This window comes from Armatimonadota bacterium (genome assembly GCA_022563855.1).
GTDB lineage: Bacteria > Armatimonadota > Fimbriimonadia > Fimbriimonadales > Fimbriimonadaceae > JADFMN01.
Window position 1 is genome coordinate 69,504 of the sequence record JADFMN010000001.1, and the last position, 14,614, is coordinate 84,117.

Below are 14,614 nucleotides of genomic sequence, written 5' to 3' on the forward strand. Positions count from 1 at the left end.
ATTCAATTCTCTGAGTCTATCCCTGCATCGGGAGCTGGTACTGCCAGTACTGCGGCTCCGGTGCAGCGGTCTCGATCTGCACGCCGGCAGTTCGAAGCTTGAGCAGAATCCTCTGATAGGTCTCTTCCGACACTTCCACATCGTCATGCATCTCGCTCAAAATATCGACCGTCGCCCTCAATGATATCATGTCCTGCTTGAGTTCGTCGTCGGTTTCGGCGTACGCTTCCATCTCTTGAATGAGTTCTTCCGTGAGCTCTCGGTCGGCGTACATATCGACCAGTCTCTTATAAAGTTCGCTGTTCATAACATTCTCTCCACGGCTCCGCCGAGTCGGTCGCGCAACGCTCTCCTTCCTCGGTAGAGGCGCGACTTCAGCGCCGGAACGCTGATTCTCAACACCTCCGCCGCTTCCTTGGCGGAGATGTTCTCCAGATCACACAGAATCAGTGGCTCCTGGTACTCGACCGGCAAGTCCTTGAGCGCTTGGTGCACAGTTATCTTAAGTGCCGCTTTTTCCTCTACGCCGCTGTAATGTGTGTCGTTTGGCAGTTGCAACAGCTTGTGCTGCCGCATCTTATCGATGCAAAGATTCCTCGCTATGCGGAAAATCCACGTTTTGAAGGCCCCGTCGGCACGTAGGTCGCGCGACCTGCGCAAGACGCGCAAAAACGTCTCCGCAGTGGCATCTTCGGCATCAGCCCTATTCCCCAACATTCTGAACGTGTAGCGAAAAATCTTGTCCGCGTATAGCTCGTATAAATTTCCGAGGGCGTTTGGGTCGCCTTGTGCCAAGGCGTTCAACCAGCGCTTTTCGGCCAGTGAGTCATCTTCTGAACTGCTTGACATAAGAGACGGTAGTAAATGCCCATTGGGCGCGAAAAAGTATAGCCTACGTGGGCGATGCTCACCGACGCGTTTTGACTTAGCTTTCCACCGCTAGCAGTGCTGCCTGCTACGGATCGACGTTAGAAAGCTGGATGAAGGTGATTTTCGGCAGCTTGGCGGAGTCTGGGTCGTTCTCGATCCCGCTGACCAGCACGAGATAAACGCCGCCTGGATCCACGGTCTGCGTTATGGAGGCGTAGATCGTATCCGGTCCGGCGTCATCCCTCCGCGCCACCCAATCCATGGTGCCGCTATCGACGGTGAGCAGGGAGGCGCCGGCAAACTCTATGCCGGCTGCCCGGTACTGTGGATTGTCGCCTGGGTTCTGGAACGAGATCGCAGGCGTTTGCTTGCCAACCTCGCGAATGAACCCGTGAAGGATGTACAACCTGGCCTTGTTTCCCAGCGGCGCGACGCGATCGATGATGAGAATAGTGTGCTGGAGCCGTTTGATCTCTTCGCCAGCGACGAAGTTCTTCAAACCGATTGAGAGGACAATCGAGTGCGTGTCCCTCGGAAAAACTCGATTCTGCGAGTCGTACTCGAAGCCCGTATTGGGATCCGATATGATGACATCGTAGGCGCCGTCATCGTCGCTGATGAACTCAAAACTTACGAAATCGGGCGTAGTCTCAAGGTAAGTGAGGGCGTCCCCGAAGAGCGTCTCATTCAGCCAAAAGTCAAGGGTGTCCGAATCCGGACTCGCATTGACAAAGAGGGACGTTGGATCGTCGCCCAACATCGTTCCGCCGCCGCCGCCACAGCCTACGAGACCTGTTGCTGCAAAAGCAGCCATTCCCAGTCCGACGGACCACTTGACGACGTTGTGCATCATAGCTGAAGGTACCAAATTCCGGGCCATGTTACTCTGGTTCTTGATTATCGCGCTCGACTTCTATTGCAGAGACGAATACGGAGTGGCAAAGGCCGCATCCGACCCGCTGCGTTTCGATGAATTGCTTCAGCGTCCATCCACAGAGCGGGCACGCCTGCGATTCCACCTTCGCGGCGAGCACAGCTTCCTGCAACCGCCCGAGACCTCGGACGCCAGAGCCCCGGTCGATGCCCTCGGCGTCAACCGTAGCCTTGTCGCCGTCACCGTCGATCAGTGTATGTCTCAAGACGTCAAGAACTCCGTTCCGGTTCGCGTCTCGTCTCTGAATAACTGCATCAGCTTCTTCGTGAGCGGACCTGGCTTGCCGTCTCCGATCGGCTGTCCGTCCAGGCTGACCATCGGAATGACCTCAGCTGCCGTTCCGGTCAAGAACGCCTCGTCAGCCTCGTAGATGTCGACGACGGTCATCATATCCTCTATTACAGTGACGCCCTGGCCTCGGGCCAAGTTCATCACGGTGGCTCGGGTAATGCCCTTCAGAATCCCTGCCGACGGGTGGGGAGTCCGTAGGACGCCGTCTCGCACGATGAAGAGGTTGTCGCCCGTGCATTCCGCCACAAATCCCTGCTGATTCAACATCAGGCCTTCGCCGACCCCCGCACGATTCGCTTGGGCCTTGGCCATGATGTTGGCTGGGTAGCGGCCGATGCACTTCAAACCCGGGTCCAGGCTGTCTGGCGGCATCACCCGAAACGAGGTCGTGATGACGTCGAGGCCTGCTTCATAATCTTCCGCCTTGTACAGCGCGAGGGTCGAAACCATAATCATGACGTTCGGCGCTATACCGTCCAATGCGCGCGGATCGAGCCCCAGGCTGCTGCCCCGCGTAACGTTGAGGCGGATATAGCCGTCGCTGATCCCGGCCTTGGCGCAAACGTCGAGGATCGTCGATCTGAGCTGATCCCGGCTCATTTCCATTTCGATGCCCATGTACCGGCATCCTCCGTAGATTCGCCGAAGGTGCTCGTCCAGCTTGAATATCTTGCCGCCGTAAATGCGGATTCCCTCAAAGAGGCCGTCTCCGTACAGGTGGGCATGATCAGATACGCTGACCGTTGCTTTTTCGAGTTCGCTAAGCTCTCCGTTGAGCCACACTAGCTTGGGCATAATGGTTTGATTCTACCGGAGCCCTGGTGGCCTCGCCAGACCCGCTGGGGTCAAGGTTCTGTTCCGCAGAACACATAATGTAAGAAAGACGTCTGATATAGGTGACCCCGACGAGCATGTCCAGCAAACTCAAATCCGTTCTCTTTGCATGCACAGCAACCGTGTGCGTTGGGTCTCTTGCTGTCGGGTACGCCATCGCTGCGTATCCCGAGAAACTCAGGGCATCGACGGAAATCGGTGGCATCGACGTGGGCGAACTCGCCCCGGGGGCCGCCAAGCAGAAGCTAGAGCAGTGGTGGGCCGACCAGCGAAATAGACGCGTGCGGCTGTACAGCCCTAACGTTGATGGGCCCACCGTCGTCGCGACCTTCGCTCAACTGGGAGTCGATCTGGACTACGACCAGACGATCGATCCTCTTGAACGCGACACGCTCGTTGCTTGGGCGCTGCGGAAGGCTGGTCGCAGCTCCGAGCCGGTCACGGTCGCTGCCCCCTCCATCATAATGGGCGAGCAGGCGGTCGATGTGATGGCGGAGTACCTGCGGGTCATCGAGCCAGAGCCCGCAGCAGCGCGTGCGACACTGATCGATGGGGAGGTTCAATTGAGTTTCGAGGTTCCGTCGTACGAAGTGGATCCAAGCGGCGTCGAGCAAGTGCTCCTCGAGGCGTTCTTCGCCAGCCTCGACTCGGACGACATCCCGGAGATTGCCATCCCCGTCATCGCCGGCAGCAAGCGCATTCGTGACTCTGAACTTGCGGTGATCAACACCGTCGTAGGAGAGTTTTCAACGCGGTTTTCAAGTCCGAACAGCAAACGCAGCCAGAACTTGAAGCGAGCCGCTGAGATTATTGACGGCTTGGTGCTGCTTCCCGGCGAGGAGTTCAGCTTCAACGGCCGCGTAGGCAAGAGAACTCTCGATCGAGGATTCCAAAAGGCGGGCGCATACGTGCGGGGACTGCACGGCTTTCAGATCGGCGGCGGCGTGTGCCAGGTCAGCACCACGCTGTACAACGCCGCGCTGCTCGCCAATATGGAGATGGACAAGCGCTCTTGCCACACGTTTGCAGTTCCTTACGTGCCTCTAGGCCGTGACGCCGCCGTATCGTACGGCGAGGTCGATATGAGCTTTAAGAACACGCGCGCAGAACCGATTGCAATTTCCGCGAAGTGGGAGCCGCGGCTTCTTACGTTTTCGATCTTGGGCAAAGATGATCCGGGACTGGAGGTCAACATCTACCAGCGCGTGACGAAAAGCTGGGAGCATCCGATCAAGTACGAACACGACAAGTCGCTTGAAGCCGGTGAGATCGTCGTAATCGAAAAAGGCGGGAAGGGGTATCAAGCCGTCACGACCAAGGTCGTGCGCAGGGACGGGGAAGAGGTTTCGCGCACAGTGCTATCTCGAAGCTACTATCGCGGCGGTCCGAAGGTAGTGGCGCTGAACAAGGACCTCACCGAGGTTCCTCCTGCCGTGGACGACTCTACGGACGACGGACTCGAATGAGCCTCAACTGATTCCCTTCGTACACGATTTCGCCTAGGGGAGTCAAATCTACCAAGCGGATCTGGCTGTACGTTTCGGGCACGGGGGCGACGACGTAGTCGATCCCCCACTCCTCTAGAATGGCGAATCTCTCGTTTAGGGGAACCTCCTGGATGAAGAAGGCTGTGTTCTGATCTCGTCGGCCGTTCGGCCCGCCGTAAGAAGGCGTTTCGCTCCAATGCCCGGCATAGGTGTACGCACCCGTCAATCCGGACAGAATTGGGTTTAGGTCTGACAAGTACGGCGGTGATCCGAGGTCGGCGGAGGAAACTCCAGTCATGGCGATCACCGTCTTTTTCCCAGAGATCTCGTTTAGGAGGTCGACGATTACGGCTTCGTCGCGCGTGAGATAGAGCGCGTGAACGGTGGTGCTGGACACTTTGCTGCGCACAAGCGTCAGCTCGCGCTGAAGCCAGAAAACCGACGTAGCCGAACACACCGCCAGAGCCAGCGCCGCGACGAGGTTTCGCGGTTGCCGATCCATGCGCTGCAACGCCTGAGCCAGCCCGATCGCCCCGATAATTGCCCACGGAACGGCGAGCATCATCGTCAGTTTTCGCTGGAACAGAGCGGGGAAGTACGGGGCAACAAGTCCGACCAGCGCCCACGACCACAGCAGATTCCATCCAAGGTCCTTCCTTGCGAGCAGCGCAACCGCGACGATCGCCAGAACGATCATCGCGCCCCAAGCAACGGCGTTGACAACGTATCCGCTTGATTGCGGCTTTGCAAGAATGAACAGCACCACCGAGCCGCCGCATATCAGTGCGAGCCCGATCTTGCGCCTCATCGGTTCTAACTCCGACCGATGCAGCGTGATCATCGCGAGTACGAACAAGGGGAGGATCCCAACGAGAATCTGAGCGAAGGAGCCGGTGTACGTTAAAGTATTCGCCCGCGCCTGGAACACTTCGTCGACGCGCAGCACGTGCAGAAACCAAAGTGCGGAAGGGAGCGCGCCAAGGCCGATCGCAGCACATCGCACAGTCCACAGCCAAGTGAGCTGGCCGGAAGCGAACAAGCTCGCGACGAAAGCGATCAGCACGAGGACAAGCAACAACACATCGTAGCTGTGGATGTTCATCAGTACGGCCATCGCGGCTGCTGCCGGCAACACCGGCTTCCAAGACTCACGGGCGTTGAGAACAGAAATGAACACGACAAGAATGAGGCACAGGCTGGCCATGAACAGGCCGTTGACGAGCATCGAGGGGAACACGAACGCCTCCGGCTGCCAGTTGTCGATCGGGGAATGGCCGCTCATGATGGACCCGAACCATGGCGCACCAGTCTCGAGAGTGCGACCGAACATCTGCCAAGCGATAAACGAGAGTCCGCCACCTAGAACTGCCAGAACGACAGCAAACTTCCCGGTGAAGCTGTTGAAGTTCAGGCGCGCGAGGAACTTGCCGAGAAGCACGACGGCAAGGAAGCTGAAACCAGCTCGCGCAACCGTCAGCGCCAGGCTGATTCCGATCAGTTTTGCCAGCCATCCGACGACGAGGAAGTAAACGTGGATCGTCAAGCCTGGCTGCTCCATCGTCGTGAAGCGGTTGTCGAACAGCAGTTGCCCGTCCGCTGATTGGTGCACCCAAGCGGCGTACACCATCTGGTCGTCCATGCCGGTCGGGAACGGCAGGTACCGACCGCTCTCGGGCGCGGCCAAGAGCCCGATGAAGACGGGAATCAACGCCAGCAGTGCCACAAGAATGCCAAACCGAATGGCAAACTTGTGAATCTCAATCCGATTGAATTCCGGTGTGCCGTGGGCTGGCGTTTCCAATTCTCAAACAGCTCCAGGTTTGGTTCGCACTGTTTATATCAGATTCTGAGCTTACTGCGCTTGACGCGTGTCGGCCTCGAACGCCTCCAACGCGGCCAGCAGCGCTTGCGCTGCAACTGCGGCCCTACTTGCCGATGTTTCAAATGCGACCATTTCCTCAACTGCCAGGTACTGCTCTCGCAAGCTCGTTGGTACGCCGCGGAGCAGCTTGAGACGATCTGAGCTCGCTGGTGTGCCCGTAGCCTTCCGAATTCGCTCGTCAACTTCCTGAAGCAGCAGATTTAGGGCAGTGCCGGATTTTTTACCGCGCCTCATGGCGGTCGCCACTGCTTCGACCAGCTCGCGGCTGCCGCGCTGCACGCTCCTCCTGCGATCCGGCAAGCCAAATCGAACGCCGAAGGTGAAGATGATCACGGCAAGAAGCAACAGCACCTGCCACCTTGCCGCAGCCGACCATGATCCGAGCATCGTGTACACGGTGGTGGTGTCGAAGTTTCCGATGCCTGCTTCGACGAAGACGACTCGTTTACTGTGTCCGGCCATCTGCCGAACAAGATACAGATAGAACGCGGCGTTATCGTTATCACCCAGGAATCGGTTTGTCATGCCGATCCCGTCCGCGACCGTGACGACTGCGCCCTCTTGAGCCGGGTAGTGCAGGGTGAAGGTCGCTCCGGGGTAAGACCAGCCGCGATACGCGGCCTCCGATATCGGCAGAGTCGTCGACGCATCCAAGTAAGGCCTGGCATTGACCAGATATTCGCCCGACCCAGTTACGTTGGATGAGAGCCGGAGCGCAGCCTCGGAGAGCTTCGAAGCCTCGGAGAACCCTTTTGTCATGAAAACCTGCAGCACACGACCGCCCAACAAGACGTGTACTGCGAGGGCTTCCTCCGTCGGAGACACGTATGGCCCTTCCTCGAATTCCTCCGATTCAAGCTCGTCGAATACGTCCTGAAACGCACCGAAAGGTTCATAAGGCAGCGTGACGAAGATCACGAGGTCATCCGGCTCGAGCCTTGGCTTCTGTTCTCTGTTTAGGGAAACATCGAATCCGTCGCGCCTCAACAGCTCCGCGAACGCCGCCACTCCGCTCGGCTTGACGTTCGTTGTGCTCGGGAAGCTTTGCGGCTCGCTCCTCGATATGAACAGCACGGTCAGCGAGATGACCAGCAGGCCGACCAGCCCCCAGATGGTGAACGAGAACCCCCACCGGTTCATGCGGCGATCGGAACGCCGAGCAGTCGACATAATGTTATGTACTTCTCCTTGAAGTAGCGGACGTCGTCCCCTGTCGCTTTGAGGTTTCCATACCAGATCTGGTCAAAGCTCTGCGTAAGGTCTCGAAAATCTGCTTCCTCGGGCATCTTAGGGCTTGCCTCAATTCGATACAGGTGCTCCCAGTTGGTTTCGTGGCGGATGAACCTCGCCACATTTGACTCGTCGAATCGAACGAGGCTTGCGATGTACAGACATCTCACAGCCTCTCTGTAACGGCCCTCAGCCTCAAGGCTGTTCGCGCGATCCAGCCACTCGCTGGCGGTTCTCTCCGGCTCATCTTCCTCCAGTATTCCGCCGACGCGCTTTCTTCTTGCACGGATCTTGATGTGCATCAGGACGAAAACTAACGCGACTAGCAAGGCGATCGCGAGCAGTACCCATGCGATCGTCGTCACAAAGCCAAGCGGAAGGGCTCCGGGTAGCGAGCCTATCTGCGGGCTTCGGTTGAACAGCTTTTCGAGAAGGGCGGCGATGATTTCGCTGATGCGGCGTCCCAGTCTGTCCAACCAGTTGCGGCCCTCCTTCTCGCCGTAGTCGACATACAGCGGAGACGACAGTATCTGTTCGGCTTGCTGCTGTGCGTCGGTCACTTCGCCGGGGAACGCCTCAAGCTCCATAACCATGCGACCGGACAGGTCCTCGAGCAGCTCCCGTTGCACGTTCTCCCACGACCTTTGTACTCTGTCCAGGTCTGCGAGGCGGCGACTGATTCCCAGTTGGGCGTCCTCGGTCAACGACGTTGGTGCGTTTTCAAGCGCCGTCTGCAGGGACTCGCTGCTCGAGGCGTTCTCGACCAGGCCTCGGAAGTCTTCAACGTCCGAGCCGGAACTTATCGCTGCGGCTAGAGCGATGCTACAACCGCAGATCAGCCTCTTCAGTGCCTTCCAATACATCGCGCGCCATCGTTTCAATGTCGAAACCTTCCACTCTGATTCTACGGTCAAAATAAATCGTTACCAAGGAACAGCTCAAGAATGGGACGAGCAGCCAGAGCGCCAGGAAAGACGGCAGCGCGTTCAAGCCTTCTACTAGCACAGCCATGCCGATGGATCTACCGCCGATCGACTCCGCCCACGCAATCACGCCAGCCATCCCCAGCACTGTGTTGATGCCTGCATAGAGCGCTCCCCATGTGAGCAAGCAGATAAACCAAGTCAGAACGAGCGCCTGGTAACCGTCGGGAATGTGTCTCTGGCGGCGAATCAGCAGTCGGCTTCGGCGAAGGGCATCCTTGCTCGATACTCCCTCTACGATCGCGACGACCGGGGCGAGCCCGTCGATGTTTATCATGATCGGCATTGCAATAATCCCGACGATAAAAGCCATGAATGCCAGCACGCTGGCGAAGTCTAGGGCAGTGCTCGACCCCGCTCCCGACGATTCCAAATAAGCGCTGTACAGCAACAACGCCCCAGCGATGATCAGGATGGCGCTCGCGCGCATAACGATTCTAAATAGTAGCCTCGCCGTCGTCATCGCGCCGACTTTCGCGCTCTGGACCGCCTCCTTCAAATCGACTTCCTGCGACAGGATATAGCCGGAAACCAAGCGACCGCTCAGCGCCGTCGCATAACCGAGGCCCACGGCGAACACCGGCAGGGCGACAAGCAGCCAAACGGCGAACGCAATGGCCACTTCCCCAACCTGCGCAGCGTAGTTGTCTGGATTGCTCGTCCCCCAGAGGCCTGGAAGCACGAACCCTTGGAAGAAAATCAGCCCGAGGAAGCAAAACAGCATCGGCGGAAACGTGAGTCGCAACAGCGGCAGGGCGAGCCGCTGGTACAGGCGGGTTGCGAGGTCCAAAATCTCGCCTGTGCTGCGCGGGGTGAGCAGCCGCCTGCGATCAACGGACCGCATCCGGCTACGGTAGAACTCTTGGGGCGAGTCAAAGGGCATCGACTGCATTCCTGCCGACAATCAACATATAATGACTCAAATGCGGGCACCTTTGACGCTTTGGAGGTCTTAATGTACGTAGACTCACCTGAAGCTCATCGTGAGAAGGAATCGCTGATATGACGACTGCACTGCTTGCCGTAGCTCTGATAACCCAAAAGGACCCAACGATCGAAGATGCCGTCCTGATCGGATTCAAGTCGGCTACGTTTGTTACGACTGTGTCGGGCGCGAAGCAGTCAGAGCTCCGGAAGATCAACAAGGACTTCGCGGCCTCCTACCGATTCAAGCGGATGAAGGTCCAAATGAAGGAGCCGTTCAAGATACGGCTTTCGACCGCCGTCGATGACACCAGGATCGTCATGATCATCAACGGGCCAAAGAAGGTGTACAGAATCCCTAAGGTGAACTTATCGAAACGGGAGGACAACTCGAAGAACCCGGCAAAGCGACAGACGACTTTGGATTTCGGACTGCTGACCAAGTCGCTCTTCGACGGGTATATGGATGCGAAATACGTCCGAACGGACAGGCTTACGGGAGAGTGGGTGTTCGACTTGACCTACAAACCCGAGCACGGCGACAAGTCGCGGCATCGAGTTTGGATCGACCCTGAGAGGAGATTTCTCACCAAACGCGCTTGGTACAGCCGACGAGGAAATCTGCGAGCGACGTTCTTGTATGAAGACGCGACGAAGTTTGGCGACATCTGGTTCCCGAAAACGGCGATCGTCAAGAACGCCGAGAACAAGGTCGCTGGGACCATTATTTGCACCGAGGTCGTGGTCAATCCGACTTTGTCGGACGACCTGTTCAAACTGTAGCGCCTAGCCGAGCACTTTCGTCAGCGTTTCGCTGATCGCTTTCGCGGTGTAGTTCAGCAATCGCGTTCCGACCTCGTAGTTCATTCTCGTCGGCCCGATGAGCGCGATCGCTCCCGCTCGCTCCTCTTTCACGTAGAACGAATGGTGGAGAATCGAAAGCGTGTAGTGGGTCTCGCGCCTGTTCTCCTTGCCGATCGTGATCGTAGTCTTGCCTTTGCTGGTCGAGGAAAGCGCCTCGTACAACGCCGCCTCGTCCTGCATACTTTTCATCAGCAGTTCAAGTTGGGCGCGATCGCGCTGGAACTCTGGCTGGGCGAAGATGTACTCCTGCCCCTCCATGATGACCTTGCCACGCGTCAGGTCCTTCGCGACGGCGCGGATCGTCGAAGCGGCCTTCGCCAGCAGATCGTTTGGCCGACCGAGGTCAGACGAGTCCCATCGAAAGCGCGTCAGCGAGCGCAGCGTCTCGCCGGTCACGGTCGAACCGAGGAACTGATTGGCGCGGCCGAGATCGTCGAGCGTCATGTCCTTGGGGCACTCGACGACGCGGTTCTCGACATGGCCGTTGCTCAGGGCCAGGACGAGCAGCGCGCTGCCGGGCCCGATCGATGTAACGACCGCAGCGCGCACTACCACCGATCCGTTGCGAACGGTCGTTGCGGCGCTGAGCAAGTGCGTCAATCTACTGAGCGCCCGCGTTGATTCGGACAGCAGTTCGCCAAGTGTCTCGTCGTCTTCCGTCGCACCGTCCACCTTTCGGCGCCTCTCGCGGTCGAGCGGAGCGACCTTCAGCAACCGATCCACAAAGTACCGGTAGCCCTGATCGCTGGGAATGCGGCCCGAACTCGTGTGCGGCTGAATGATATACCCGAGCTCTGCCATTTCAGCCAGCTCGTTGCGCACGGTGGCCGAACGAACGCCGAGTTCGTACTTCTTCGCGATCATCTCGCTAGCGACCGGCTCAGCGGATGACACGTACTCGACGATCACCGCGCGCAGGATCTGCTCTTTTCTAGACGAAAGATCGCTCATGCCAACTGCTCTATTCTACGGCCAAACGGCAGCGCGTGTCAGGTGGCGGCGCGACAACGTACAATATCAGGTAATGGTGAACGCGCGCGGCGAGCGGATTTTCGGCGTCGAGACCGAGTTTGGTACCTTGGTCTCGGACAGCGCGGGATTCCCCGACGCCGTAGTCGAACTCATCAAGGACCATATCTTCTACGAAGCGAGGCTCGGGGCGATCGATCTGCATTCGCGCGACGAGGTGTTCGAGCCAGCCGGGGCAGGGGGGTTTCTCATCAACGGCGGTCGGCTGTACGTCGATGCTGTAGGCTCGCATTTGGAGTACGCGACCGCTGAGTGTCGAGACCTCAAAACCCTCATAGCCAACGACCGCGCGGGCCAGCGGCAGATACTTCGAGCCCTTCGAGAGCTAAAGCTGCAAGACGAGGTGAGCGTCTACAACAACTCGGTGGACCACTTCGGCGGCCACACGTTCGGGTGCCACGAGAACTACCTCGTCGAGATGACGGAGGACTTCTTCACCGTCGACGCCCCGAAGCTGTACCCGTTCCTGGTGACACGGCAGATCTTTGCTGGCGTTGGCAGGGTCGGAGGACACGTTCTCATATCCGGCGGCGTACCGGATTACGACGAGGTGAATCGAAACCCGATCGACTACATCTGGGTTTCGCAGGTGTACGACGTTTTGGAAGACGACTCGGTGCCGTTTCAGCTGAGTCAGCGGGCGGACCACATCTTGAAAACGGTCGCGTCCCGAGTGCGGTTCAATCGCGCGCTCATCAATCCGAAGTGGGAGCATTTCTACGCGCACGAGGGCGCGCACCGGCTGCACCTGCTGTTCGGCGAGTCCAACCAGAACACTTACGCGTACGCTCTGAAAGTCGGCAGCACGTCGCTAGTGCTTGCTCTGGTCGAGGACGATCTTATTCCCGATCGCCTTCGCTGCGCCGAGCCGCTCATCGCGCTCCGAGTAGTTTCTAGGGACCAGTCGTTCTCCTGGCCGGTGAAGATGGAAGACGGTTCGGTCATCGGGGCCGTCGATGTGCAGCGCGAGTACTTGAAGCTCGCTCAGCGATACAAGGGCGGCAACGATGACATCGACTGGGTGTTGGCTGAGTGGGAGCTCGTCTTGGACGGGCTGGAGAAAGATCCTCTTGCCCTCGGTGATCGAATCGACTGGGTCGCAAAGCGCAAGATCGTAGAAATGTACAAGGAGGCAGAGGGGCTGGATTGGGACGCGCCTGCGCTGCACTCCTTTGACTTGGAGTATCACAACATTGATCCGGATAGATCGCTCTTCCACGGCTACGCAGCCAGCGAAGGAGTGCGCGACTTCGTCGACGAGATCGAAATTCTGGACGCTATGACCGAGCCGCCTAGCAACACCCGCGCGAAGGGCCGTGCCGCGCTAGTGCGGGAAGTTCTGGAGCGATCTGGGCCTCGGTTCTACGCCTTCGACTGGAGCGGTGTGGCTCTAACGCGAACCGAGTACGTCGAGATGCCCGACCCGTTCGAGACTTATTCAGATGACTGAGTTCGAGAGGTCGAAAGGGAAAGGTCGAAGTCCGGCTCAAAATCGCTTATGGTCGTTGTAGCTCTCTTACTGTCGATATAGGTCCACTTCGATTCAAACTGTGACAAGTCTTCGCGATAGAACTTCAGGCTCGGATCGCTTAGCTTTGTCGTGTTCGACCAGTCCACAGTAATTGTGCAAATCCCGATTTTGCCTGCCCAAGTCGCCCCTGTGCGCAAAACGTATTCGTCAGAGTTCCCATCCCAGACAGCCCCATGTGCGGTCACATAGTCGACGAGGACGAATCGTCGCTGACCGGCCTTAAAATGAACTTCCTTCGTATAGGCGTATGAGCTGATGTAGCCTTCTGGAGCCCACTCCGCAACAGACTTGTTGAACGGTGGAATAGCAACTCTTGTCGTTGCAACAGCTTCGCCATCGACCTTGCTGGCAAACCGCTTAACTATCGGTTCGCTATAAGCGACTGTTTCGAAGGGGAACGCCATCGTCACCGTCGTCTCTGGCCCGTCGTTGCGGAAGGAGAACCACACCCGAACGTGGATCTTATCGTCGTAGATCGTGATGTTGATGTCTTCGCCGAGCATCCGGATCGTCTTGTGTGGCACGAATGCGCCCGCGCCGCCGAACGACACCCAGTTCGCGTCGTTCACCGGGGTACCCAGTGCGACAGCGGACGTTACCAACACAAGTCCCCACACCATCACAGGAGAGACGAATCGCGAGATGCAAGAGTTACCAAACTCTCGTCGTTCACGTCAATCTCACGTACACGCACGGAGTGTCGTCCTCCATTTGCTGGCGGCGGGTCGTGGCGGATTCGGGGGCCATATAGGTCATATACGACGTATATGTCGAATAAAACCTCTTCAAGCCTTCGCCATCGCGAGCTGGATCAGGTCGCGCGGGGGCTTGAACTCGACGTTCTCCTCGGTCGTCGTCAGCACTTCGGTCGTCGCCTCGGGAGACAGAGAGAGCAAGTGGCCTACGATGTCCTCGACGAGGCTCTCCGGCGTCGAGGCGCCGCTGGTCACTCCGACGCAGTTAGCTCCTTCGAACCACGACGCTGAAACGTCCGACGGCTCCATGATCAAATACGCGCGCGCGCCGTGCGCCTCGGCGACTTCGCGCAGACGGTTGGAATTAGAAGACGTCGTCGAACCGACGACCAGCACCACGTCGCACCCCGCCGCCAACTGCTTCACCGCCGACTGTCTGTTCGTGGTCGCGAAGCAGATGTCTTCCTTCTTCGGCATCTCCATGTAAGGGAACCGCTCGCGCAGGGCTGCGACCGTCGCCTGCACCTCGTCGACGCTCAGCGTTGTTTGCGTCACAACCGCGAGCTTGTCGTGTGGCGGAAGCTCCAGAGCTGCGACGTCCTCAGGCGTCTCGACGAGCAACATGCTCTCAGGCGCTTGGCCCATCGTGCCCTCCGCTTCGACGTGCCCCTCGTGGCCGATGTAGACCATGAAGTACCCCTTTGCCGCGTACCGCTTCGCCTCGTTGTGGACCTTGGTCACCAGCGGGCAGGTCGCGTCGATGATCGTCAGGTTCCTCCGCGCAGAGAGGCGCCGGACAGCCGGCGACACTCCGTGCGCGGAGAATACGACCACCGATCCGGGGGGGATGTCGTTGACGTCCTCGACGAAGATCACGCCGCGCGACTCGAAGCTCTTCACGACAAACTCGTTGTGCACTATCGCGTGCCTGACGTACAAGGGCGAGCCGTGGATCTTCAGAGCGAGGTCCACGACTTCGATCGCGTAGGCGACCCCAGCGCAAAAACCACGGGGCGCTGCGAGAACGATCTTCTCCATGCTCTTCTCATAATACGCCCCG

Annotated in this window: 15 protein-coding genes; 3 read left to right on the forward strand and 12 right to left on the reverse strand. The window is 58.3% G+C overall.

Annotated elements, in window-relative coordinates:
• Nucleotides 1–16: 16 nt before the first annotated feature.
• From IH944_00300 to ilvE, 5 genes are all read right to left on the reverse strand, one after another.
• Complete coding sequence (locus IH944_00300; GenBank protein MCH7902987.1) at nucleotides 17–307, reverse strand: hypothetical protein; 291 nt, start codon at nucleotides 305–307, stop codon at nucleotides 17–19.
• Nucleotides 304–849: a sigma-70 family RNA polymerase sigma factor gene (locus IH944_00305; GenBank protein MCH7902988.1), complete on the reverse strand. Its 546-nt coding sequence runs from the start codon at nucleotides 847–849 to the stop codon at nucleotides 304–306. The genes IH944_00300 and IH944_00305 overlap by 4 nt, the downstream gene beginning before the upstream one ends.
• A gap of 106 nt (nucleotides 850–955) precedes the next feature.
• Nucleotides 956–1,750 (reverse strand): DUF4397 domain-containing protein, encoded by a 795-nt coding sequence (locus IH944_00310; GenBank protein ID MCH7902989.1) that lies wholly within the window; start codon nucleotides 1,748–1,750, stop codon nucleotides 956–958.
• A gap of 1 nt (nucleotide 1,751) precedes the next feature.
• Complete coding sequence (locus tag IH944_00315) at nucleotides 1,752–2,009, reverse strand: hypothetical protein (protein MCH7902990.1); 258 nt, start codon at nucleotides 2,007–2,009, stop codon at nucleotides 1,752–1,754.
• On the reverse strand, nucleotides 2,006–2,890 hold the full coding sequence (gene ilvE, locus IH944_00320) for a branched-chain-amino-acid transaminase (protein ID MCH7902991.1): 885 nt from the start codon (nucleotides 2,888–2,890) through the stop codon (nucleotides 2,006–2,008). The genes IH944_00315 and ilvE overlap by 4 nt, the downstream gene beginning before the upstream one ends.
• Nucleotides 2,891–3,006: 116 nt before the next feature.
• Between ilvE and IH944_00325 the strand changes: the two genes are divergently transcribed.
• Nucleotides 3,007–4,395, forward strand: coding sequence for a VanW family protein (locus IH944_00325; GenBank protein MCH7902992.1), 1,389 nt, complete (start codon nucleotides 3,007–3,009; stop codon nucleotides 4,393–4,395).
• Here the strand turns inward: IH944_00325 and IH944_00330 are convergent.
• Genes IH944_00330 through IH944_00345 form a run of 4 tightly spaced genes read right to left on the reverse strand, consistent with a single transcriptional unit; the run spans nucleotide 4,373 to nucleotide 9,394 of the window.
• A complete protein-coding gene (locus IH944_00330; GenBank protein ID MCH7902993.1) occupies nucleotides 4,373–6,217 on the reverse strand; it encodes a hypothetical protein in 1,845 nt (614 codons plus the stop codon). The genes IH944_00325 and IH944_00330 overlap by 23 nt on opposite strands.
• A gap of 51 nt (nucleotides 6,218–6,268) precedes the next feature.
• Nucleotides 6,269–7,438 carry a hypothetical protein gene (locus IH944_00335; protein ID MCH7902994.1) on the reverse strand — a complete coding sequence of 390 codons (1,170 nt, stop codon included), beginning with the start codon at nucleotides 7,436–7,438 and terminating at the stop codon, nucleotides 6,269–6,271.
• Nucleotides 7,435–8,409: a DUF4129 domain-containing protein gene (locus tag IH944_00340; protein ID MCH7902995.1), complete on the reverse strand. Its 975-nt coding sequence runs from the start codon at nucleotides 8,407–8,409 to the stop codon at nucleotides 7,435–7,437. Before IH944_00340 ends, IH944_00335 begins: the two co-directional genes overlap by 4 nt.
• Nucleotides 8,351–9,394: a hypothetical protein gene (locus IH944_00345; GenBank protein MCH7902996.1), complete on the reverse strand. Its 1,044-nt coding sequence runs from the start codon at nucleotides 9,392–9,394 to the stop codon at nucleotides 8,351–8,353. Before IH944_00345 ends, IH944_00340 begins: the two co-directional genes overlap by 59 nt.
• 119 nt (nucleotides 9,395–9,513) lie before the next feature.
• Here IH944_00345 and IH944_00350 point away from each other — a divergent pair, with 119 nt between their 5' ends.
• Nucleotides 9,514–10,218: an outer membrane lipoprotein-sorting protein gene (locus IH944_00350; protein MCH7902997.1), complete on the forward strand. Its 705-nt coding sequence runs from the start codon at nucleotides 9,514–9,516 to the stop codon at nucleotides 10,216–10,218.
• Between the two features lie 3 nt (nucleotides 10,219–10,221).
• Here the strand turns inward: IH944_00350 and hrcA are convergent, their stop codons facing one another.
• A complete protein-coding gene (gene hrcA, locus IH944_00355; GenBank protein ID MCH7902998.1) occupies nucleotides 10,222–11,250 on the reverse strand; it encodes a heat-inducible transcription repressor HrcA in 1,029 nt (342 codons plus the stop codon).
• A gap of 73 nt (nucleotides 11,251–11,323) precedes the next feature.
• On the opposite strand from hrcA, the gene IH944_00360 reads away from it, so the two are divergent.
• A complete protein-coding gene (locus IH944_00360; protein MCH7902999.1) occupies nucleotides 11,324–12,778 on the forward strand; it encodes a proteasome accessory factor PafA2 family protein in 1,455 nt (484 codons plus the stop codon).
• Here the strand turns inward: IH944_00360 and IH944_00365 are convergent.
• Both IH944_00365 and ispH read right to left on the reverse strand, forming a co-directional pair.
• Nucleotides 12,763–13,428: a hypothetical protein gene (locus IH944_00365; protein MCH7903000.1), complete on the reverse strand. Its 666-nt coding sequence runs from the start codon at nucleotides 13,426–13,428 to the stop codon at nucleotides 12,763–12,765. The two genes, IH944_00360 and IH944_00365, sit on opposite strands and share 16 nt — an antisense overlap.
• A gap of 216 nt (nucleotides 13,429–13,644) precedes the next feature.
• On the reverse strand, nucleotides 13,645–14,592 hold the full coding sequence (gene ispH / locus IH944_00370) for a 4-hydroxy-3-methylbut-2-enyl diphosphate reductase (GenBank protein MCH7903001.1): 948 nt from the start codon (nucleotides 14,590–14,592) through the stop codon (nucleotides 13,645–13,647).
• Nucleotides 14,593–14,614: the final 22 nt, after the last annotated feature.